At 37.1% G+C, this 22,910-nt stretch carries 21 protein-coding genes; all 21 read right to left on the bottom strand.

All coding sequences use genetic code 11. The features are described 5' to 3' along the window. Positions 1–133: 133 nt before the first annotated feature. The 21 genes from MHH98_RS16380 to MHH98_RS16480 all read right to left on the bottom strand — a co-directional run bounded on the left by MHH98_RS16380 (position 134) and on the right by MHH98_RS16480 (position 22,764). Positions 134–1,417, bottom strand: coding sequence for a competence/damage-inducible protein A (locus MHH98_RS16380; protein WP_340713269.1), 1,284 nt, complete (start codon positions 1,415–1,417; stop codon positions 134–136). Between the two features lie 132 nt (positions 1,418–1,549). Next, complete coding sequence (gene pgsA / locus MHH98_RS16385) at positions 1,550–2,128, bottom strand: CDP-diacylglycerol--glycerol-3-phosphate 3-phosphatidyltransferase (protein ID WP_038184299.1); 579 nt, start codon at positions 2,126–2,128, stop codon at positions 1,550–1,552. A gap of 49 nt (positions 2,129–2,177) precedes the next feature. Beyond that, positions 2,178–3,080, bottom strand: a complete 903-nt coding sequence (locus MHH98_RS16390) for a helix-turn-helix domain-containing protein (RefSeq protein WP_051448685.1) — start codon at positions 3,078–3,080, stop codon at positions 2,178–2,180. 7 nt (positions 3,081–3,087) lie between these two features. Beyond that, positions 3,088–3,888, bottom strand: a complete 801-nt coding sequence (locus MHH98_RS16395; RefSeq protein WP_038184458.1) for a DUF3388 domain-containing protein — start codon at positions 3,886–3,888, stop codon at positions 3,088–3,090. Between the two features lie 115 nt (positions 3,889–4,003). After that, positions 4,004–4,261: a DUF3243 domain-containing protein gene (locus MHH98_RS16400; protein ID WP_038184292.1), complete on the bottom strand. Its 258-nt coding sequence runs from the start codon at positions 4,259–4,261 to the stop codon at positions 4,004–4,006. Positions 4,262–4,305: 44 nt separating this feature from the next. Then, complete coding sequence (gene ymfI, locus MHH98_RS16405; RefSeq protein WP_076033996.1) at positions 4,306–5,034, bottom strand: elongation factor P 5-aminopentanone reductase; 729 nt, start codon at positions 5,032–5,034, stop codon at positions 4,306–4,308. Then, complete coding sequence (yfmH, locus tag MHH98_RS16410; RefSeq protein WP_076033997.1) at positions 5,034–6,365, bottom strand: EF-P 5-aminopentanol modification-associated protein YfmH; 1,332 nt, start codon at positions 6,363–6,365, stop codon at positions 5,034–5,036. The genes ymfI and yfmH overlap by 1 nt, the downstream gene beginning before the upstream one ends. Then, entirely contained in the window at positions 6,362–7,633 is a 1,272-nt protein-coding gene (yfmF, locus tag MHH98_RS16415) for an EF-P 5-aminopentanol modification-associated protein YfmF (RefSeq protein WP_340713271.1), read from the bottom strand. Before yfmF ends, yfmH begins: the two co-directional genes overlap by 4 nt. Positions 7,634–7,804: 171 nt before the next feature. After that, positions 7,805–8,764: an ABC transporter permease gene (locus tag MHH98_RS16420; protein WP_038184281.1), complete on the bottom strand. Its 960-nt coding sequence runs from the start codon at positions 8,762–8,764 to the stop codon at positions 7,805–7,807. A gap of 1 nt (position 8,765) precedes the next feature. Further along, a complete protein-coding gene (locus tag MHH98_RS16425) occupies positions 8,766–9,809 on the bottom strand; it encodes an ABC transporter permease (RefSeq protein WP_038184278.1) in 1,044 nt (347 codons plus the stop codon). Position 9,810: 1 nt separating this feature from the next. Next, a complete protein-coding gene (locus MHH98_RS16430; protein ID WP_038184275.1) occupies positions 9,811–11,358 on the bottom strand; it encodes an ABC transporter ATP-binding protein in 1,548 nt (515 codons plus the stop codon). A 192-nt stretch (positions 11,359–11,550) separates the two neighbouring features. Further along, the gene (locus tag MHH98_RS16435; protein ID WP_038184271.1) at positions 11,551–12,612 is read right to left on the bottom strand and encodes a BMP family lipoprotein; all 1,062 of its coding nucleotides are present in this window, start codon (positions 12,610–12,612) and stop codon (positions 11,551–11,553) included. A 48-nt stretch (positions 12,613–12,660) separates the two neighbouring features. Beyond that, positions 12,661–13,389: a GntR family transcriptional regulator gene (locus MHH98_RS16440; protein ID WP_038184268.1), complete on the bottom strand. Its 729-nt coding sequence runs from the start codon at positions 13,387–13,389 to the stop codon at positions 12,661–12,663. A 179-nt stretch (positions 13,390–13,568) separates the two neighbouring features. Further along, on the bottom strand, positions 13,569–15,818 hold the full coding sequence (locus MHH98_RS16445; protein WP_340713555.1) for an FtsK/SpoIIIE family DNA translocase: 2,250 nt from the start codon (positions 15,816–15,818) through the stop codon (positions 13,569–13,571). 141 nt (positions 15,819–15,959) lie between these two features. After that, on the bottom strand, positions 15,960–17,627 hold the full coding sequence (locus MHH98_RS16450) for a ribonuclease J (RefSeq protein ID WP_038184264.1): 1,668 nt from the start codon (positions 17,625–17,627) through the stop codon (positions 15,960–15,962). Between the two features lie 113 nt (positions 17,628–17,740). Then, positions 17,741–18,634: a 4-hydroxy-tetrahydrodipicolinate synthase gene (gene dapA, locus MHH98_RS16455; protein WP_340713272.1), complete on the bottom strand. Its 894-nt coding sequence runs from the start codon at positions 18,632–18,634 to the stop codon at positions 17,741–17,743. A gap of 13 nt (positions 18,635–18,647) precedes the next feature. Then, positions 18,648–19,688 (bottom strand): aspartate-semialdehyde dehydrogenase, encoded by a 1,041-nt coding sequence (locus tag MHH98_RS16460; RefSeq protein ID WP_076034000.1) that lies wholly within the window; start codon positions 19,686–19,688, stop codon positions 18,648–18,650. A 78-nt stretch (positions 19,689–19,766) separates the two neighbouring features. Further along, entirely contained in the window at positions 19,767–20,354 is a 588-nt protein-coding gene (locus tag MHH98_RS16465; RefSeq protein WP_038184255.1) for a dipicolinate synthase subunit B, read from the bottom strand. Beyond that, positions 20,347–21,162, bottom strand: a complete 816-nt coding sequence (locus MHH98_RS16470; RefSeq protein ID WP_038184252.1) for an NAD(P)-dependent oxidoreductase — start codon at positions 21,160–21,162, stop codon at positions 20,347–20,349. Before MHH98_RS16470 ends, MHH98_RS16465 begins: the two co-directional genes overlap by 8 nt. After that, complete coding sequence (locus MHH98_RS16475) at positions 21,159–21,428, bottom strand: YlmC/YmxH family sporulation protein (protein WP_340713273.1); 270 nt, start codon at positions 21,426–21,428, stop codon at positions 21,159–21,161. The genes MHH98_RS16470 and MHH98_RS16475 overlap by 4 nt, the downstream gene beginning before the upstream one ends. 103 nt (positions 21,429–21,531) lie before the next feature. Continuing rightward, positions 21,532–22,764 carry a M16 family metallopeptidase gene (locus tag MHH98_RS16480; RefSeq protein ID WP_340713274.1) on the bottom strand — a complete coding sequence of 411 codons (1,233 nt, stop codon included), beginning with the start codon at positions 22,762–22,764 and terminating at the stop codon, positions 21,532–21,534. Positions 22,765–22,910 lie beyond the last annotated feature (146 nt).

Consider the following 22,910-nt stretch of genomic DNA (forward strand, 5'->3'; position numbering starts at 1 on the left):
AAAACATTATCTCTTTTATATCTGTATCTACTATACTTCTTTTTTGAGAAATACACAAGAAAAAAGCGAACATTTATTCGGAAAAATTTAATCAAAATCGAAATATAAACACCATTTATTGCTCAAAAGCTGATTATAAACCACTTTGAATGGACAAATTTTGTATTTTACGATAACCTTGTTCGGTCAATAATTGAATAATAAAAGCAAAAGTACGCTTCACTGCACGTAAACGATTTGTATTGCGTTGCCCAGTTAAATGTAATTGATACGTTCGAGGTTCATTATCACCGATAACTACAGCTATCCACACAGTGCCGGCTGGTTGATTATCATGCCCTTCAGGACCTGCTGCCCCTGTTAAACCAATCCCTATATCTGTACCGAACTTTTCTTTTACTTTGCTAGCCATAGCCACCGCACATTGGGAGCTTACAACTCCATAATTTTCTAATAAGTCAGCTGGAATTCCTAGTTGCTCACGTTTTGCTTGTTCTGTATAAGTAACAACTCCACCAATTAACGATTGGCTTATACCTGGATTTTCTGCTAACTCAGATTGAAATAGCCCAGCAGTTAAACTTTCTGCTGCAGCGATAGTTAGATCGTTTTCAATAAGAATTTCAGCCGTTTTAGAAGACAGAGAATCATCATTCACACCGTACATAAACTGCCCAACTCTGCGAATTATTTCATCTTTTGTTCCAGCTATTAACTGTTCAGCTTGATCAAGACTATAAGCTTTAGCTGTAATACGTAGAGTTACTTCTCCATCTGATGCTAGAGGCGCGATAGTAGGGTTTGTTTGGTTGTCTAGTAAGTCTTGTACCTTTACCTCTAACTCTGCCTCACCGATGCCGTAGAAGCGTAGTACGTGCGACATAATCTGTGCTCCATCATTTACTCTTGCCGCTAATTTTGGCTTTGCTTCAAATTGAAACATAGGCTCCAACTCTTTCGGTGGTCCTGGTAACAACATATAAATACGGTTATTTTTTTCTAACAACATGCCAGGCGCCATACCATGACGATTTATTAGTACTTCACAATCTTTTAATACGAGCGCCTGTTTACGATTATTATCTGTCATAATACGATTTTGAAGCATGAAGAATTCTTCAATCGATTGCATAGCAAAATTATCTATTTCCAGTACAGTTCCTAGGTGTTGTGCGATTGTTTCCTTTGTTAAATCATCTTTTGTTGGCCCTAAGCCACCAGAGAAAATAATGAGATCTGCACGTGTCTCAGCTACTTCAATCGCCTTTATTAAACGATCTACATTATCTCCAACTACAGTGTGATAATACACATTAATACCTAATTCAGATAATTGACCTGAAATAAAACGCGCATTTGTATTCGTAATTTGACCAAGCAAAAGCTCTGACCCTACTGCAATGATTTCAGCATTCATCTCTAACAATCCCTTCCGTTATTTCATATTATGTATAGTTCGCAAAAGCGAAAAGTTACAAAAGGCGAGGTATATAATGTAGGAGAAAATTCTCCACACTTACATCCTCGCCTACTATAATTCATTTTACCTTTATTTTGAATCTAATAATACACGTCGATTCAAGTAGAAATAATCTGCTCCAGACCAAACAGTAAAGAATAGAGCAACATATAATGCAATGTCAGCAAAAGGAATGCCGAACATAGTAAAGAAAATATTATCTAGCAATAGCGCTGCAATTGCCACAATTTGTGCCCATGTCTTGATTTTTCCTAATTGGTTTGCAGCAACTACCTCTCCACCACCAGCTAAAATTAGTCGTAAGCCAGTTACAGCAAATTCACGGCTGATAATGATAATAACAACCCATGCCGGTGCAGTTCCTAATTCAACAAGCAGGATAAATGCAGCAGAAACTAACAATTTATCCGCTAATGGGTCCAAAAATTTACCCATATTCGTTACTAAATTATATTTACGTGCGTAGTAGCCATCTACCCAATCTGTGATAGAAGCTATGATGAAAATCATCGCACCAACAAAGTGCTCAATAGGCAATTGTGCCCCAAGCACCGTCATTTGCCCCCATCCAAAATCCACTAACATTAAAAGCACGAATACCGGGATTAGCAAAACTCTTGAAACTGTAATTCTATTTGGTATATTCACGATTTCCTCACCCTTCTTTCAAAGAAAATAGCCATCTTTCTCTAGATGACTATTCTTTCTCTGAAAAATTAATGACGATATTTTGAGTACTTCGCTCGCTTGGAGAAGCCGCAAGTTTCAATTTCTCATCATTGACAAAAACATTAGCATTTGCAGCTGCACCTAATCGAATACGAACGCTTTGCTTACCCTTCGCATCAACTTCAACTACATCATTAGCATGGTATACATCTGCTCTATCAGAGATTTCTGTACGATTTTCATCTTGTACACCAACCCATGTATCGCCAGTAACTTCAACACGGATTTTATACTCTTCTGTACCCGTTAAAGTATAATTAGTTGTCTCATTATCGTTCACTAGCGTACCTTTAGAAAGTTTTTGTTTTTCTTCTTCTTTTTTTGTTGTTTTTTCATCGTTCTTATCTTGGTCTTTTGAACCGGCTACTTCATTGTCTTTATTCTTATTATTTGTAGTTGGAGTTTTTGTATCTACAGTTATTGGTGCTTCATTTTTAATATCTGGTGTAGAATTATCGGCTTTATTTTGGAACAATACCCAGATTACTACGATTGCAATTATGATAAATAAAGCAACAACAAGTTTCGGCATTAAGTCCATAAAACCTTTTGATGGTATTTTAGACAAGCTTCTACGCGATTGCGGTTGTTGAATTGTTGCTGTCGTTGTACTTTCAACTGTTTTGTTTGCAGGTACTTCAGATTTATACGTCTCAAGTAATTCATCGGCACTTAAATCAACCGCTTCTGCATACTGTTTAATAAATGCTCGAACATAAAACGTTCCAGGCATTATGCTATAATTTCCCTCTTCAATTGCAGAAAGATAGCGTTTTTGAATTTTCGTAATTTCTTGTAAGTCATCCAGACTATACCCTTTTGACAATCTCGCTTCTTTTAAACGAGCTCCTAATTCTGTCAACTGTAACACCTACCTGTTAAAAATTAAATCCTCCAAAACCACCGAAACCACTCGAATCTTGAAGTAAGCTGTTATGTTTCTCCATGATTTCGTATGTAATTTCTTCATCTGGATGATGTCTTAATTCGATAATATAATCAAAGTCTTCAATTGTATATTCAGAATGTTGCACGAACATATCAGGATGCTCCACTACCTTAATAGATGGCATACTCATCATTTCACGTACAAGTTGTTGATGTTTTTCATCAGAAGATCTCCTTGTGACAATTCCATCCAGAATGAATATATTATTGCTATTAAATTCGTCTCCAAGCAACTTGTTGCGTGCAGTTTGTTTAATCATAGTCGATGATAAAAATAACCATCTCTTATTTGCACAAACACTAGCCGCTACGACTGATTCCGTCTTTCCGACACGAGGCATACCTCGAACTCCAATAAGTTTATGACCGTCCTTTTTAAAAAGTTCTGCCATAAAATCTACTAAAATACCTAGTTCATCACGTACAAAGCGAAACGTCTTTTTTTCATCTGCTTCTCTTTGTATATAACGACCATGTCGGATCGCTAGACGATCACGTGTTGTTGGCTCGCGGAATTTTGTTACACTTATCATTTCCATAGTCGAAACGATATTCTCAAATCGTTCAATCTGTTCGTCCTTTTCAGCTCGTAAAAGCATCCCTCTTCGAACTTGATCGACACCGTTGATTGTTACAATATTCACACGAAGCATACCTAATAAGGAAGCAATATCTCCTAATAAGCCGGGGCGATTGATTTGTATTTCATATTCAAAATACCATTCTCTCACATACAACGATCCCTTCTATTATACGACGCTTAAAACATTTCTAAGTTCCATAATAGCCGATTTTTGTACATATGGAAAGAAAAAAAGGAAAAGAGGGGCTATAACCCCATTTTTCCTATTGTACCTTCCTATTCTGCACTAATTTTACAACACAATTAGCTAGAGATTGCTTCTCATCATCGGTTGCCACCGACCAAAGCTCAGAAAGCACTCTCTCTTGTTCATTTTTTGGATCTACATTATTTGCCAAATACTCACCAATTTGAACTGCGGCTTCTTGAATTACCTTTTGTGACATTCCCGCAGATTCCGCTTTTGCAACATTTTGGCCTAAAAAGCTCGTCCACTTCTGCCAGTTTTCTATGATATCCATATAGAATCCCTCCTTTTCACATTTAGTATGTGTAAAAAAGTTATTTATATGTACCATCCACCATTAATTCGAAGTATTTGGCCAGTAATATAATTGGCACGCCCTGATAACAAGAAGGATACTAAATAACCAACTTCAGCTGATTCTCCAGCCCTTGCTAATGGAATTTCATCAATTAGTTCTTGCTCTTCTTTATCCGTCAAATGCCCATTCATTTTAGTATTAATTAAGCCTGGCGCTACTGCATTAACGAGAATACCATTTCCCGCTGCTTCTTGTGCGTACGATTTCACAAAAGCATGAAGTGCACCTTTCACAGTAGCGTACAAAGCTTCTCCTGATGCCCCTGCTTCGCCCCAAACAGAACCAATCATAATGATATGACTTATTTCGTTTCGGCGTAATTTTGAAGCTAGGAGGCTAATCAATCTAATTGGTGTTTGTACATGGACTTTCCAGAGTGCATCCATTTCATCAACTGAGGTATCCTCTACTAGCTTGTATAAAGCTTGACCACTAGCTACAACAATCGATTGTAGTGAAAATACAGAATGGGTAATCCTTTCTGCAGCAAGAGGATCTGTTAAATCAGCTTGAATCTTCATAAATTCTTGCTTTGGATAGAAAGCTGACAGATTACTTTCAAGCTCGACAGCCACCTCTTCACCATGATTATACTGCAAATATAAAGACCAGCCATCTTTAGCAAGCTGCTCACTTATGGCACGTCCAATTGCACCGGACGCGCCAAGTACTAAGCAAAACTTTTTCATTATTTCTCTTGACCTTCTTTATCATTACTTGTTTTCGCTTTATTTCCTACAGGTAAAATCTTAAATACTGTTTGCTGTGATTCTCCTTGTAGTGAAGCGAAAGCTTGTTGCACGTCTGCTATCGTCAATTCTTCAATGACAGGAACTGCGTCAAATAAATTCATATCATTAAAAGCATATCTTGTGAATTGATTTGCGATAAATTCAATTGAATTTAATGCTCTTAAATAAAAGCCGATTTTACGACGTTTTACTCTCTCTAATTCATCATCACCAAAAGGCCATTTTTCTTGTGTATTTTCTAGTACATTTTGAATAGCTTCAACTAACTCATCTGTTTGATTCGTATCCGAACCAATTAAGGCAAAACCAAAGCCCTTTTCTAATGAGAAGTCATAAGAATATGATTCATCAATCATGCCTTTTTCATATACATTTGTATAAAAGTCCGAAGAACGACCAAATAAAACATCAAGCGCTAATTGGATAGATAGCTCATGCTTTAGCATAGCTTTGCCCGAAAGGCTTGTTTCTTTGGCTTTTAAACCAACAATAACTTTTGGTTTTAAAACATCCATTTCTAACGTGCTACTTTTTACCGCAACATCTGTAGGTTCAGTCACTTCAATTCGCTGAATTGGTGTTGGTTCCTCAAATGTTTTATCTGCTTGATCAGCACGAATAAAATCCATCATTTTCTCTGGTTCAACAGCACCGATGACAAATAGAAGCATATTAGATGGATGATAAAACGTATTATAGCAAGTGTATAAATGATCCGCTGTAATATCATCGATTGACTCAATAGTACCTGCTATATCAATTTTCACTGGATGCTCATGGAACATATTCTCAATCGTTCCAAAGTATAAACGCCAGTCTGGTTGGTCATCATACATCGTAATTTCTTGACCTATAATACCTTTTTCCTTCTCCACGGTTTGCTCCGTGAAGTATGGTTGTTGTACGAAATCAAGTAAAGTTTTCGTACTCTCATATAAATGATCGGTTGCAGAGAATAAATACGCTGTTCGTGTGAAAGATGTGAAAGCATTTGCTGAAGCACCTTTTTCACCGAACTTTTGGAATACATCGCCATCTTCTTTTTCAAACATTTTATGCTCTAAAAAATGTGCAATACCGTCTGGCACTGTAATAGCTTCAGTTTCACCAAGCGGGATGAATGAGCGATCGATGGAACCATATTTTGTAGTAAAAGTGACAAATGTTTTAGAGAAGCCTTTTTTAGGCAAAATATAAACATCTAATCCATTATCTAACTTCTCGTAGTAAAGTGTTTCTTCTAATTGATCGAATTGGATTGTTTTCATTCTGCAGCATCCTCCTTACCCCTTAAGAAATATACTGTTTCTTTTTCTACTTGTTTTGCCATATCAACTACATCTTCCTTTGTTACAGCTAGCCATTTCGCGGCCATATTTTCTACCGAGAACTCTGTTGGCAATTCTTTATATTGATCATATATTTCGATTTGCCCTCTTGCTGAATCAAGTGCTTCTTTTATTTGGTTTGTTAACATCGCTTTTGTTTGAGCTAATTCTAAATCTGTAATGTCGCCTTTTTGAATCGCAACAAGTTGTTCGTCGATTAATGAAATCGCCTTTTTCTCTTTGTTGGCATCAATTCCTGATATGACGAATACTAAGCCATATTGGGCAGAATATGAGCTTGAGCAGTAATAAGCCATACTTTCTTTTTCACGTACATTCATAAATAATTTTGCATGTGGATATCCTCCAAAAATGCCATTAAAAATTTGCATTTTTGGAAAATCGGGGTGCGTGAAAGTGACAGGTGTATGATAGCCGATATGTAATTTACCTTGCTTCATATCTTGCTGTTCACTAACAAACGATTTAGTCGGTTTACTTTCTACGGTTGGACGTGTAGCATAGTCTACTGTACGATCAGCAAATGGTAATGCTTTTTTTAAGCTTTCAACTATTGTTTTTTCATCGATATCCCCAACTACGTAGATATCGATTAAATCATCGGCTAACATCTCTTCGTACGTTTTAACTAGTGACGCTGGCGTAACTTTTTTAACCTCTTCAATTGTGCCGTTAGCTGAGATAGATGCAGGGTGATTTGGGCGCATAATACTCAATAATTTCTGTTGGGCATAGCGCGATTTATCATCAAAAACAGATTGAATTCGCTCAATCACCATTTCTTTTTCACGAGCAACAATATTTTCACGGAATAAACCGTTATCAAAATTCGGTTCAAATAATACCGTATGCATAAGATCGAGTACTTTACCTAAAACTTTACCATTTTTTAAATATTGATCATTAACTGTTTCAACATTTAATAATACAGTATGTTCATCGCCACGTTTAGTAGTATCAAAATACAACACCGTACCGTATAAATCATCTAAATACATACGCATTGCAGCAGAAGACGGATATTTTGCACTGCTATGTTGCAGTACGTTTGTTAATACTGTTCTTTCTGAAGCATCCTCGACAGTTAAAGGTCTTTTAAATTTCACTGAAAAATTGACAGTTTTAAATTGGTCAGTTGTTCTTGTATGAATATTGACACCTTTTGCTACTTGAATTGATTGAAACATGTAGACCCCTCCTATCTCTTTAATATAACAAACCATTACACTCACTATACATGCCTTTTAAATAAAAAAGCAACTTCAGGCAAAGTAAGTATTTAGACTTGATATTAAAGGGTCTTTATTCATAAAGAAAAAGACCGAGCGAATGCCCAGTCCTTCCTTTTGAGTAAAAAATTAACGCTTACCTTTAATATATGGTTGACCAACTGCTTTAGGTGCATTTGCCTTACCAATAAATCCGGCTACAGCAAAGATTGTTAACACATAAGGTAAAATATGCAAGTAAACAGCTGGAATGTCTTGAATATATGGAATTGAGTTTCCTGCTATACTTAGAGATTGCGCAAATCCGAAGAAAATAGCCGCTCCTAAAGCACCAAGTGGATGCCATTTACCAAAGATCATTGCCGCAAGAGCCATGAACCCTTGCCCATTAATTGTTCCGTGACCAAAGTCACCAGAGATTGTTTGAGAATAAATTGCACCACCTATACCACCTAATACACCTGAAAGGATTACGGCGATATAACGCATTTTCGTTACATTTATACCCATTGTATCTGCCGCAGTTGGATGCTCCCCAACAGCACGTAAACGCAAACCGAATGGTGTCTTATAAATAATCACCCAAGCAAGAACCGCAACTGCAATTGCTAGAATTGAAGTACCATAAACATCCTTAAAAAGCATAGGGCCGATTAATGGAATATCCTCTAAAAAAGGAATATTAAAACGCGGGAAACGAACTTTAATCATATCTGTTTGCCCTTTATCATACAACATTTTCACAGAGAATAATGCTATAGCAAGACCAAGTAAATTGATTGCTACCCCTGAAACCGTTTGATCTGCACGGAATGAAATGGCAGCTACTGCATGTAGTATTGAGAAAATACCCGCTACTAGCCCTGCTACTAATAATGCAATCCAAGGTGTCCAAGAACCAAATGTATCAACATACGTTAAGTTAAACACGATTCCAACAAAAGCACCCATAACCATTAAACCTTCTAGTCCAATATTAACCACACCAGAACGTTCTGAGAACACTCCACCGATAGCAGTTAATATAAGAGGCGCTGCATAGAAAATTGCAGTAGGCACTAGGAAATATAACACTTCCAAAAAGCTCATGTTATTTCGCCTCCTTTTTCTTGCTCAATCGTTCAAGGAATACCCTAATGATATAACCCGAAGCTACAAAGAAAATAACTAATGCAATAATAATTGAAACGATTTCTACAGGAATTCCGACGTTCGGCATATTTAAAGACCCGAATTTCAATGCCCCAAATAAAATTGCACCTAATAATACTCCAAATGGTGCATTTGCACCTAGTAAAGCGACTGCGATACCGTCAAAACCGATACCAGTAAAGCCAGCTTGAACTGTAATATTACCAAACGTTCCAAGCGCTTCCATTGCACCTGCAAGTCCTGCAAATGAACCAGAAATAACCATAGCAAGTATGATATTACTTTTAACATTCATCCCTGCATACTCAGAAGCATTTTGGTTAAAACCAACGGCTTTAAGTTCAAAACCGCGTTTCGTTTTCTCTAAAATGAACCACATAATAACAACCATTATTAAAGCGATTACAAAACCGTAATGCATACGGGAGTAGTCTGTTAATGTATCTAAAAAAGTAGAACGTAGTGATGCCGACTCATGAATCATCGGCGTTTTTTCTCCACTATCAGAAAGAGATTGAATCACTGCGTTCGCTACATGTAACGCAATATAGTTCATCATAATTGTGACGATAACCTCATGCACTTGTAATTTCGCCTTTAATATCCCTGGGATAAATGCCCAAAGTGCTCCTGCTACTGCAGCAGCTATTATAGCTAACGGAAGGTGAATAATAGCTGGCAATTCAAAAGCATAACCTACATAAGCAGCTGCTAACCAACCCATTATTAATTGACCTTCAACACCGATATTAAATAAACCCGTGCGGAACGCAAATGCTACCGCTAAACCTGCCAATATATAAGGGGTGATTTGTCGGATAGTACCACCAATCGTAAACATATCCCCAAAAATACCTTCCCAAAGAGCAATATAACCTTGTACAGGATCATACCCACTTACAAGCATCACAATTGCTCCGACAAGTAAGCCTAAAATTACTGAGATCACAGGGACGAGGATATTAGTCAACTTGTTCGACATGTTATTCGTCACCTTCCTTTACTTGTCCGTTGTTTGATTTTCGATCTTGACCCGCCATTAATAAACCTAACTCTTGTTCAGTCGTTTCATTTGGATTTACTGTATCGATAATTTGGCCGTCATATATAACTGCGATTCTATCAGAGACATTCATAACTTCATCTAATTCAAATGAAATTAATAGAACTGCCTTTCCTTTATCACGTTGTTCGATTAAACGTTGGTGAATAAACTCAATTGCACCGACATCTAAACCTCGTGTTGGTAATGCTGCAATTAGTAAATCTGGATTTCGATCCACTTCACGCCCAATAATAGCTTTTTGTTGATTACCACCAGATAACGCTCGAGCTGGTGTAACTTCACCATGACCTGAACGAACATCGTATTCTTTCATTATCTTTTGCGCAAGTTCAGAGATTTTGCTATAATCTATAACTCCAGCTTTTGCGATTGGAGACTGATAGTATGTTTGTAGTGCAATATTGTGTCCGATTGGGAAATCTAATACTAAACCGTGTTTATGACGATCTTGTGGGATATGTCCAACACCAGATTCAGTAATATCACGCGGTTTTAGATTAGTAATGTTTTGATTGTTTAAAGAAACTATGCCTGATTTCACTTTACGAAGCCCAGTAATTGCTTCGATTAATTCGGTCTGCCCGTTACCATCAATACCAGCAATACCGACAATTTCACCACTGCGTATCGAAAGATTTAAACCTTTCACTTTTTCAATATTTCGGTAGTCAGTTACTACTAAGTTTTCAATTTTCAAAATTTCTTCTTTTGGATTAGCCTTAGATTTTTTAGTTTTAAATTCAACTTGGCGTCCAACCATTAACTCGGCTAATTGGTCTGGCGATGTTTCTGAAGTTGTTACAGTTCCAATACCTTGCCCTTTACGGATAACAGTGACCCTATCTGAAACTTCCATAATTTCTTGCAATTTATGAGTGATTAAGATTATAGATTTGCCTTCTGCAATTAAACGTTTCATAATTTGAATCAGTTCTGATATTTCTTGTGGGGTTAATGATGCTGTTGGTTCATCGAAAATGATATTTTCTGCCCCACGGTACAATGTTTTGATAATTTCCACTCGTTGTTGCATACCAACTGAAATATCCTCGATTTTTGCATATGGATCGACATTCAATCCATATTTTTCAGATAGAGCCTGTACTTTTTTGGCTGCATCTTTGATACTAACAATGCCACCTTTAGTAGGTTCACTACCTAAAATAATATTTTCTGTTACCGTAAAGTTTTCAACTAACATGAAGTGTTGATGAACCATTCCAATACCTAGATCATTCGCTACATTCGGATCAGAAATTTTAACTTTCTTTCCATTTACACGAATTTCCCCAGCTTCAGGTTGATAAAGTCCAAAAAGCACGTTCATTAAAGTCGATTTTCCTGCACCGTTTTCTCCAAGCAATGCATGAATTTCGCCTTTTTTCAGCTGAAGGGTGATATTATCATTTGCTACAAAAGATCCGAATTGTTTTCGAATACCCAGCATTTCTATCACATATTCCAATGTGTTCACTCCCTTGGACACTGTAAATTATATTTGTTGTTATTAATAAATTAACATAGGTTAAAAAAATTAATACAGGAAAGATTTTGAAATTTCAAAAATTCAAAACCTTTTATCTATTAATTTATGCAGATAAAAATCATCATAAAGACTAATAGTTAACTAGCCTTTATGATGATGACTTAAATTAAATTATTTCTTTTTTTCTACTTTTTCTGGAACTTTAATTGTACCGTCAGCGATTTGTTTAGCAAAATCATCGATTTTTTTCATAGTTTCATCTGAAATAGCACCGTGTGAATCTGCTAATGCCATACCATTGTCTGATAAACCATATACTAAAGTTTCTCCACCTGGGAATTTACCTTCTTTAGCTTGTTTCGCAACGTCTTGTACCGCAACATCTACACGTTTCATAACAGAAGTTAAAGTAACGTTAGTTTTATCGTTAACTTGACCTTCTTTATATTGGTCAGCATCTACGCCGATTACCCATACATTTGCATTTGGGTCTTTAGCTTTACGTTCTTTTGCTTCAGTAAATACACCATTACCTGTTGCACCAGCAGCGTGGAAAATTACATCTACGCCTGTAGTAAACATACGATTAGCAGTTGTTTTTCCAAGTTCTGCTTTATCAAAAGCACCTGTATATTGAACATCAACTTTAATATCTGGATTTACTGCTTTTACACCTTCAACGAATCCAGCATGGAAGCGGTTAATTACAGGAATATCAATACCACCTACAAAACCGATTTTGTTTGATTTTGTAGCACTAGCTGCAGCTACACCTGCAAGGAAAGCACCTTCTTGCTCTTTAAACAAGATAGAAGCTACGTTTGGAGCATCAACTGTAGCATCAATAATTGAGAAGTTTGTATCAGGTTTTTGGTCAGCAACTTCTTTTACAGCATCAGCCATTAAGTAACCAACACCGAAGATAAGATCAAAGTTACGACGATTCATATTCGTTAAGTTCGTGTTGTACTCAGAAGAAGACGCAGATTGCAAGTAGTCATAGCCACCATCGCCTTTTTTCATACCATTGTCTTTACCGAATTTTTGGATCCCTTCCCAAGCTGATTGGTTGAATGATTTGTCATCCACACCACCAAGGTCAGTAACCATAGCAAGTGAGAAGTTGTCTTCTTTGTCACCTTTAGAAGTGTCATCTTTAGATCCACAAGCACCTAATAAAGTACCCGCAGCTAATACTACTGAAAGTGCTAAGCCAAATTTACGTTTTTTCAATTGGAGTCCCCCCAAAAGTGTTTGATGTTAGCAGGAATGCATACAGTTTTACACACGTTTTCGAACTACATGGAAGCTAAATTTATCAGCTCTAAAATAGTTTTTTGAATATAACACCACTCGATCGTTATCATCGTAGTGGAGCTGTTTTAAGACGAGGAGAGCTGTTTCAGGCTCACACTCTAAAATTGGAGATGCTTGGTTATGATAACCAACCGGATCGATAAATGTGATTGCATACGCGACATGAATATCACCAGATTCCTCTATCGCAGAAAAGATTGAAGAATCTTTACGATTTGAAAAATCATTAGGCAAATACTTTGAAGGTACTTGGTCCACACAATAAACCACGGGCTCTCCGTTCGCAGTACGAACTCTTTCAATTGATATGATAGTTTCATCTTCTTCGCAATGAAAGCGTTTTACATCATCCTCAGAAGCTGGCAACCCGAATGAACTTAAATAGTTTGTTCCGGGTTCCATTCCAGCATTTAGGATCATAGAGGAGATACTTGATAAATGTTCAATTCCTGATGTAAACACAGGTTTTGGATTCACAAATGTTCCCACTCCATGTCGGCGAACAATGATGTTTTCTTCTTCCAACAGTCTAAGTGCCTCACGTAGAGTGGCACGACTGACTCCAAGTTTTTTGGATAATTCGAATTCAGATGGGAGTTTTTCTTTTTCTTTAAAAACTCCTTTTTCAATATCTTCTTTCAAACGATCGATTACTTGGAGATACAAATGCCGACTATCTGTTTTAATCGTCATACATACCACCACCTAGAGAGATCAGACATCTGACGTAAAACATTCCTACTAATTCGTTACTATACCATTATTATTTAGGTAAATAAATAGGTTTTTTTAAAAACTGTGCTAAAACAGTTTTTTTTTTTTTCATCTGTAGTTATTTTAGTATTTTTTTGATAAAGAAAATTTTTCCATCATTATTTTCCGATAAGGACTTGACGTGGCTTGCTTTTTTCAGCAGGTCCTACAACTCCTCTTTCTTCCATCTGATCCATTATACGAGCCGCTCTAGCATACCCCACTTTTAACTTTCTTTGCAAATATGATACCGATGCCGTTTCTTGATCCATTACTAATTGTACTGCCTCTTCATACAAATCATCTGTGTCATCTAAGTTCTTTAAGTCATCCTCTTCTGTCGGTATCATCTCTTCTTGGTATTGTGCCTTTTGTTGACTAATAACAAAATCAACAACATCCTGTACTTCATTATCTGACAGAAAAGCCCCTTGGACTCGAACAGGTTTCGATTGTCCAGCTGGTAAAAATAGCATATCCCCTCTTCCGAGAAGACGTTCCGCTCCACCCATGTCTAAGATAGTACGAGAATCAATTGAAGAAGATACTGCAAAAGCAATTCGAGATGGAATATTTGCTTTTATGACACCCGTAATGACATCGACACTCGGTCTTTGGGTAGCGATAATTAAATGAATACCTGCCGCTCGTGCCATTTGGGCAAGTCTAGTAATGGAGTCTTCTACATCACTTGAGGCAACCATCATTAAATCCGCTAGTTCATCAACAATAACGACAATAAATGGTAATTTGGGATGCTTCTCATCATTTTCACCATTAAACGCATCAACATGTCCATTATAGCCTTCAATATTACGTGTTCCTGTATGTGAAAACAGGTCATAACGGCGCTCCATTTCAGATACAACTTTTTTCAAAGCTTGAGAAGCTTTACGTGCATCCGTAACAACTGGTGCTAACAGATGCGGAATGCCATTATAAACATTTAGCTCAACCATTTTCGGATCAATCATCATGAGTTTCACTTCATGAGGTTTTGCACGCATTAATATACTTACTATGATGCCATTAATACAAACACTCTTACCGCTACCTGTAGAACCAGCTACCAATAAATGTGGCATTTTATTTAACTGGGCCAACTTCGCTTCACCTGTAATATCTCTACCTAATCCAATTAGTAGTTTGGCATTTGGTTGATTATTTTCTTTTGCCTCTAACACTTCACGCAAACTAACAATTGCCACTTCTTTGTTTGGTACTTCGATACCGACAGCTGATTTACCCGGAATAGGTGCTTCGATACGTATATCTTCAGCTGCTAATGCTAATGCTAAATCGTCTTGCAAACCGACAATTTTGCTTACTTTAACCCCTTTATCTGGCAGTACTTCATACTCTGTAACAGCTGGCCCTAAATGGACTTCTGTCACAGTTGCTTTCACACCAAACGATTGAAAAGTTTGTTCAAGCTTTCGTGCATTTGCTTGAATCAATGTGAATTCTCCACTTTGATCAACATGTGGTGGTGCTTTTAATAAAGACATTGCCGGTAATTGGTAATTGACATTTTCAATAACCTCATCACCCGCCATTGGTTGAATCTCTATTTCTTCTTCTGGTTCTATATCCTGTGGTATTACTTCAGGTTCTACAATACGTTGTGTAAAAGCTGAAATAATAGGTTCCTTATGGACAGGAAGCTCTACTTCTGTGGCAGCTTCAAGATTTTCTTCAACTTGTTGCGGCGCTTCATCTTTTACAGATTTACGAGCGCGACGTGATGAAGCTTTTGGCGCCTCTTGACTTTGTGGAGTTCTTCTGGCTTGCTTCGCTCTTTTCGCTTGTGTACGACGTTCTCTCCATTTCGTTTGCCATTCAGGCGTCTTTTGCAATAAGTATGGAACTAATGCCTTACCAGTTAATAAAATCATCCCGATAAATAGCATTAACCAACTAGCAATAGACGCTCCTGCAGAGTCAAATAAAATAAAGAAACATGCAAATAATAAAGCGCCGACCATCCCACCACCAAGTGATTGACTACGTTCTTCTATACCACCGCTCGTTATGAGTATTCGCCATGTTTCTTTCAACACCGAATTACTTCCAATTCCATTTCCATTTAGTAATTGCTCAAACAGTGCAATATGACTAAATAAAGTTAGGCTCCCTAGTATAAATGCACAACCTAGAATTGTTCTGTTCTTCATATTCGGGATGGTTCTACGAATCATTAAAATAAGGGCACTAAGAATAAGCATGAATGATACAGCAATTGACCAATTACCAAATAAAAACAAAGCAGCTGTTTGAAAGAATCGTCCAACTAAGCCATATTCAAAGAATGTAATGATAGCAATCCCTACCAATAGGAGGCCAATGATTTCATACATAAGAGGATGCATCGTTAATTTTTGTTCTGGCTTTTTAGGTTTTGTCTCTTTTTTCTTTTTTGTAGCCAATTTTCTTACCTGCCTTTCTCTTTTAAAGGAAAAAAGGATTTCCCACCACAAATCGGCTAGGAAATCCTTTGTATCCGCTACGCATTAATATTCCATAATAATCGGGATGATCATTGGGCGGCGCTTCGTTTTTTGGAATAAGTAAGAATTTAGCGTGTCACGGATTTCTTGTTTAATGTTTGTCCATTCATACGTACCTTTATTCACATACTTTTCGACAACATTCTTTACTAGTGCTGCAGACTCTTCCATTAGTTCTTCTGACTCACGAACATATACGAATCCTCTAGATAAAATTTCTGGACCGGAAGCGATTTTCTTATGTTGACGGTCAATAGTAACAACAACGATAAAGATACCATCTTGACTTAATAATTTACGATCACGTAGAACGATGTTACCTACATCACCAACGCCAATACCATCTATTAAAACATTACCAGCAGTTACACGGCCACTCATACGCATTTTACCGTTTTTATATTCTACAATATCACCTTTATCAGCGATGAAAATTTGCGCTTTCGATAAACCTGTTTCTTGCGCAAGTTTAGAGTGCGCTATTAACATACGATATTCCCCTTGAATAGGAATAAAGTACTTTGGTTTCATAAGGTTAAGCATTAATTTAAGGTCTTCTTGCGAACCATGACCAGATACATGTACCTTTTTATCAGCAGACATTACTTTAGCGCCTGCTTTGGCTAGGCTATTCATTGTTTCAGCAATTTGTACTTCCATACCTGGAGAAGGTGTGAATGTAATTAATACAGTATCAGTAGGTTTAATACGAATATCACGGTGATGCTTACGAATGATTTTCTCAAGACCTTCTAAAGGCTCTCCTTGATTACCTGTTACAATTGCAACAATTTCATTTTCAGGGTAATCATTGATTTTACTTACTGGAATAATTCTTTCTGGATCAACAGAAAGATAGCCTAAACGCATACCTACTTCAAACACATTTTCTAGACTACGTCCTACAACAGCAATTTTACGATTTGATGCTGCCGCTTGGTCAAATACTTGTTGAATACGGATGAAGTTTGATGCATAAAGTGCTACAAGGATTCTTCCTTCTGCACGATGGAATGTTTTCGATAATCTTTCACGGATAATTGATTCTGAGATTGTATATCCTGGGCGTTCTGCTTCTGTTGAATCAGACATTAAGATGAATACACCCTCTTCACCAAGACCAGCCATTTTAGCGATATCGGGCTTGTACTTTCCTTGTGCTGATTGGTCAAATTTAAATTCGCCAGTGTGTACGATTGCACCTTCAGATGTATGGAACGCAACGCCAAGTGAATCTGGAATACTGTGCGTTGTATGGAAAAATGTCACATACGTCGTTTGGAAATTCATACGACTTTTGCTTGTCACTTCAAAGAACTTCACTTGTTGTGGAGCGGGCAATTCTTTTAAATGTTCTTTTGCTAAAGCAATTGTAAGTTTTGAACCATAAACTGGTGCATTGACTTTTTGTAATAAGTACGCAATTGAGCCAATTGCATCTTCATGACCATGTGTCAAGAAGATTCCTTTTACTCTTGTTTTGTTTTCTTCTAAATATGAAATGTCTGGAATAACAAAATCAATTCCTAGCATCTCATCCTCTGGGAACATTAATCCACTATCGACTACAAATAGCTCGTCATCAATTTCAACGACATACATTGCTTTGCCGATTTCACTAACCCCACCTAGAGGTATTACTCGTATTACTTCATTTTTTGTTTTAACCACTTGTTTTCCTCCTAAAAATAATCCCGAACAGCATCCACTTGTTTTTATTATATCGGTAGTAGACCGTTTTCACAAACAAAAAAAGAATGGGTTTTATCACCCATTCCATTTTTTTATTGGAACTGTTTTTGTTTCGCTAAATAATGTTCCCAAACTATATCAAAATGTGCTTTTTCTTGTTCAGTCAATTCCACTAATGGCAACCTAACCGTTTCAGATGAAATATTCAATTTACTAAGAGCATATTTAACGGCAGTAGGATTCGGAGTTGCAAACAAGGCACGAATTAAAGGTAGTAATGCTTGATGTATAAACGCTGCGTCTCCATGGCGCCCCTCTTTAAAAGCTTTGATCATTTTCTGCATATCTTCGCCAACAACATGTGCTGCTACAGAAATGATACCTGAACCTCCAACTGCTAAAAGTGGTAAAGTTAAACCATCATCACCCGAGTATACTTTGAATCCCTTAGGTGCACCAGATAGAATTTCTGTCATTTGATCAAGACTACCACTTGCTTCTTTCACAATATGGATGTTTGGTATTTTACTTAATTCTAGGATCGTTTCAGGTAATAGATTTACTATTGAACGTCCTGGTATATTGTAAAGCATAATCGGTAACGTTGTTTCTTTAGCAATTGCGGCAAAGTGTGCATACATACCACGTTGGCTAGGCTTATTATAATATGGTGTCACCAGCATAACGCCATCAACACCTGCTTCTTCAGCTTCTTTTGTCGCTCGAATCGATTCAGCCGTATTATTACTTCCTGTACCAGCAATTACTGGCACTCGTTTACGTACAGTTTCGACAACAAATTGGATAAGATGCATTTTCTCTTCGTGTGTTAATGTTGGTGATTCGCCAGTTGTACCACAAACAACAATTGAATCAGTACCTGTTGCGATTAGATGTTCTACTACCTTTGCCACAATTTCATAATGGATAGAGCCATCTTCGTGAAATGGAGTAATCAACGCTGTTGCTACATTCCCTATGTTCATACGTGACGCCCCCTTAGATTATACCTTCATCAATCAAAGCTTCTGCGATTTGGATAGAATTAAGTGCCGCACCCTTTAATAGGTTGTCAGCAACAATCCATAAATGGAAGCCATTATCCTTCGCTAAATCTTTGCGAATACGGCCTACAAATACTTCATCTTCGCCTTCTGCATAGATTGGCATTGGATAACCTTGCGCTGTAATATCGTCAACTAGTTTGATGCCAGAAGCATTTTCAAGCACCTTCTTTACATCTTCTACTGACACATTATCTTTTTCTACTTCAATATAAACAGATTCAGAGTGTCCTGATACAACTGGAACACGAACACAAGTTGCTGCGACTGGAAGCTCTGGCATATGCATAATTTTCTTCGTTTCATTTATCATTTTCATCTCTTCATATGTGAAGCCATTTTCAGTGAAGACATCAATTTGAGGAATAACATTTCTAGCAATTGGATAATGTTTTTTATCGCTTTTAACTGGTAATACATTCGCTTCCACGTCTTTACCTTTTTCCCACTCACCACTTTGTATTTTAAGCTCTTCAATGGCATTTATACCTGAACCAGATACTGCTTGATATGTAGATACGATTACATTTGATAAGCCAAATGCTTTTTTTATTGGTTCTAATGCTGCGACCATTTGAATTGTTGAACAGTTTGGATTAGCAATAATCCCTTTGTGTTTAGCTAAATCACCAGGGTTTACTTCAGGTACAACAAGCGGTACTTCTGGATCCATTCGAAAAGCGCTTGTGTTATCAATTGCAACAGCACCACGTCTTGCAGCTTCTGGTGCTAACACTTTTGATACAGCACCACCTGCACTGAATAGCGCAATATCTACACCTTCAAATGCTTCAGGTGTTGCTTCCTCAATCGTGTATGACTGACCATTAAATGTAATATCTTTTCCAGCAGATTTTTTGGAAGCTAGTAATTTAATCTTACCAATCGGAAACTTACGCTTAGCAAGCTGCTCCATCATTTTCGTCCCTACTGCTCCTGTAGCTCCTACGACAGCTACTGTATATTGCTTAGTCATCATACATCTCTCCTCAACTCATCATTGATATTGGCGCTATTGTATCATAATTTTTCATAATTGTGTATAAAAATTAAATTATTTAGTATATTGAATCAATAATGGCTGTAATTGTTTCTTTTCTAAAGCATTTTTAATCGTTTCATTTATTTTTGTAAAATCAGAAATTAACGAATTTGGCTTTTTATATGGATCATCTTGGCCAAATGGTATAAAGAAAATGTTCTTTGTATTTAAAAGTTTCATGAGATTCATACCATTTAATCCTAAGGCATCATTGGTAGAAACACCGATGACAACTGGACTGCCGTTACGTAGTGTCGCCTTTGCTGCCATTAAAACTGGCGATTCCGTTGCAGCATTTGCAAATTTACTTAGTGAGTTCCCAGTCATCGGTGCAATCACCATACAATCTAGGGGATTTCTCGGTCCAAGCGGCTCTGCCTCAGCCATTGTCTTAATCACTTCATGACCTGCAACTTCCTCTATTTTTGCAATCCACTCTTCTCCTGTACCAAATCTGGTTGCTGCATGCAATACTGAGTGAGTAATAATGGGCACTACTGTCGCGCCTTCATCTTTAAGAAATTTGATTTTCGGTACAACTTCTTCATACGTACAATGTGATGCAGTTATGCCAAAGCCGATGCGCTTTCCATCAAGCATGATGTTCCTCCTTATACTTTGCATTATGCAGTTCTATCGTTTGAATTAGTAAATCTGCAGCATCTATGGGGAAAAATTTCCCGGGCAATGCTGGTAATTGAATATAGTCAAAATCGGGTTGTTCTTCAAACGCCAGACATCCTGGAGCTGATGCTAAATCAAACACTGTAGTAGATGATTGTAACTTCTCACTAAAGGCTACTGTAAGCCATTTTACTGGAATTGTGTTAATGACGTAATCTGATTTACCTTCCAATGCCTCAGGTGCCAAAACAGAAGCTTTATAGCCAAAAGCTTCCGCCTCATATATTTGAGTTGCAGAGCGTGCCATAACATGAATTGAAGCACCTAGGTCTCTACATAATGCAGCAGTCATCTTTGCAACTCTTCCAAATCCTGTAATTATTAGGTGTTGCCCATTCATTGATCTTTGTTCATGATCGTAGAATGATCTGAGCATACCTTCAGCGGTGAGCTTTGCATTTTGCCATATAAATTGTTCATCTTCTAGGTAGTTAACAGTTTGTGAAGTAGACAACTGTTGTTTAAAGTCTGGTGTAGTTCTTCCAACAAACAGCTTTGCATTCTCTGCCACACTTAGAAAACTATTCATATCTGCTGACCATTTAGGTGGGTGAATAGGTAAAACAATGCGATTCGGTTGAAGCTTTTTGCTCAACATTACGAGCTCTTCATTCCACTCATCTGTATATTTGTACACAACAGTTCGATGAGGCTTTGAAAGTTGTACGGCAAGCTTTTTAAAACGTGCGTCCGTTCCTATGAGTAGCCATCTTTCATCCGTCATTCTATTAACCCCGAATTCATTGGCTTTACTTGATTAAATAGAATTCGATCTTCTCCGATGAGAACTATTTCATCCCACGGGATATATTCCTGCATTTTCGGTGATTTTGCTTTAAATGGAATTCGATGCCCTTTATGAATCATTTCAAAACCAAAAATTTGACCTGTTTTTGGGTCAAGTAAACACTCTGTCTCAGCCAAAATACCAAAACGTATACCATCATTCATTTGAATTAATTCTTTCTCAGCTAACTCTGATAAGAGCATGCTTCCCCTCCTTTTCGCATGTATATTATGTATATGCTTTTTCCTGGTTTTTAGTGATTTTTTGCATCAAAGGAAAAAAGATCAAAAGAAAAAGCTAAGGGCATTAGTTGCTTCCCTTAGCTGGTGTAATGATGGAGCTTGCAAATGGTTGTTTTAAATGGTCTTCAATAATTTGATTTACTGATTGTACCGTTACTTGTTGTAATTCAGCTAGTGCTTTTTCAATCGTGCGATCATAACCAAATACAAGTTCATTTTTAGCATTGCGACTCATAAAATCATATGCTGTTTCTAATCCGAGTAGCAGATTACTTTCAAGTTGTTCTTTAGCAAATAATAATTCTTTTTCAGTAATACCTTCTCGGCATATCGTGTCGATAGAACGAGTAATTGTTTGCTGCAACAAAGGTAGTTGATGTGGTGAAGTTCCAGCATAAATCACAAATGCACCAGCATCTTGATACGCAGAATAATAGGAGTAGACGGAATAAGCAAGTGCTTTTTCCTCTCTTACTTCTTGAAATAAACGAGAAGACATAGAATCTCCCAGTACACTATTTAATACAACTAAGCTTAATAGATTAGGTGCTTGCATACTTAACCCCGGATAGCCTAATGCCAAATGTGACTGTTCTACTTGACTCGTCTTTTCGATTTTCGCTGGAACAAATGTTGGTGAAGTAAAAATTGTAGGCTTATATGATGTTGTTGTTGGGAATTGATTGAATAATTTCTCAATCGTTTGAATTAACTTTGGTGTCAAATGACCCGCAATTGAAATTACTACTTGTTCGGGACGATAATGCTTGTGCATATATGCCAGAAGATTTTCACGATTAAACGTTTGTAAAGTTTCTGTTGTTCCTAGTATAGGCGAACCTAATGCACTATTTGGGAACATTGCCTGCCATAACCTTTCATCTACATCATCATCAGGTGCATCTTCAGTCATTGCAATTTCTTCTAATATCACTTGTCTTTCCTTTTCAATATCATCAGGACTAAATTTGGAATGAAAGAACATATCAGACAGCATTTCAATTGCTTTTTCTGCATGATGATCAAGAACAACTGCATAGTAACATGTATTTTCTTTTGATGTGAAGGCATTTAGTTGCCCACCAATACGATCAAATTCTTCAGCTATTTCTTTTGCAGAACGTTTAGCTGTTCCTTTAAATAACATATGCTCAATGAAATGTGTCATTCCATTTTCATGCGGTTGTTCATATCGTGATCCAACATTTACCCAAATACCCATTGCTACTGAACGTACATGCGGTATATCTTCCGCAACGATGCGTACTCCATTAGCACAAATATGTTTTGTAACCAAATAGTTTCCTCCTTATAATACAAGCAAAAGAGGTCGCCGTTTTGCTGGAAACGGACGACCTCAATAATTTAAACATTATGATGTTTAGTAACTTAAGTTGTACGCGAGGAGTATCGACTTGTAATACCCTATATCGTAAACCTCAG

The sequence above is a fragment of the Viridibacillus sp. FSL H8-0110 genome, from assembly GCF_038003565.1.
GTDB lineage: Bacteria > Bacillota > Bacilli > Bacillales_A > Planococcaceae > Viridibacillus > Viridibacillus arenosi.

Coding starts and splice junctions, on each gene's coding strand:
- MHH98_RS16380 (WP_340713269.1), bottom strand. CDS start 1,417: ATGAATGCTGAAATCATTGCAGTAGGGTCAGAGCTTTTGCTTGGTCAA.
- MHH98_RS16400 (WP_038184292.1), bottom strand. CDS start 4,261: ATGGATATCATAGAAAACTGGCAGAAGTGGACGAGCTTTTTAGGCCAA.
- ymfI (WP_076033996.1), bottom strand. CDS start 5,034: ATGAAAAAGTTTTGCTTAGTACTTGGCGCGTCCGGTGCAATTGGACGT.
- yfmH (WP_076033997.1), bottom strand. CDS start 6,365: ATGAAAACAATCCAATTCGATCAATTAGAAGAAACACTTTACTACGAG.
- yfmF (WP_340713271.1), bottom strand. CDS start 7,633: ATGTTTCAATCAATTCAAGTAGCAAAAGGTGTCAATATTCATACAAGA.
- MHH98_RS16420 (WP_038184281.1), bottom strand. CDS start 8,764: ATGAGCTTTTTGGAAGTGTTATATTTCCTAGTGCCTACTGCAATTTTC.
- MHH98_RS16425 (WP_038184278.1), bottom strand. CDS start 9,809: ATGTCGAACAAGTTGACTAATATCCTCGTCCCTGTGATCTCAGTAATT.
- MHH98_RS16440 (WP_038184268.1), bottom strand. CDS start 13,389: ATGACGATTAAAACAGATAGTCGGCATTTGTATCTCCAAGTAATCGAT.
- MHH98_RS16445 (WP_340713555.1), bottom strand. CDS start 15,818: ATGCATCCTCTTATGTATGAAATCATTGGCCTCCTATTGGTAGGGATT.
- dapA (WP_340713272.1), bottom strand. CDS start 18,634: ATGAACATAGGGAATGTAGCAACAGCGTTGATTACTCCATTTCACGAA.
- MHH98_RS16460 (WP_076034000.1), bottom strand. CDS start 19,688: ATGACTAAGCAATATACAGTAGCTGTCGTAGGAGCTACAGGAGCAGTA.
- MHH98_RS16465 (WP_038184255.1), bottom strand. CDS start 20,354: ATGCTTGATGGAAAGCGCATCGGCTTTGGCATAACTGCATCACATTGT.
- MHH98_RS16470 (WP_038184252.1), bottom strand. CDS start 21,162: ATGACGGATGAAAGATGGCTACTCATAGGAACGGACGCACGTTTTAAA.
- MHH98_RS16475 (WP_340713273.1), bottom strand. CDS start 21,428: ATGCTCTTATCAGAGTTAGCTGAGAAAGAATTAATTCAAATGAATGAT.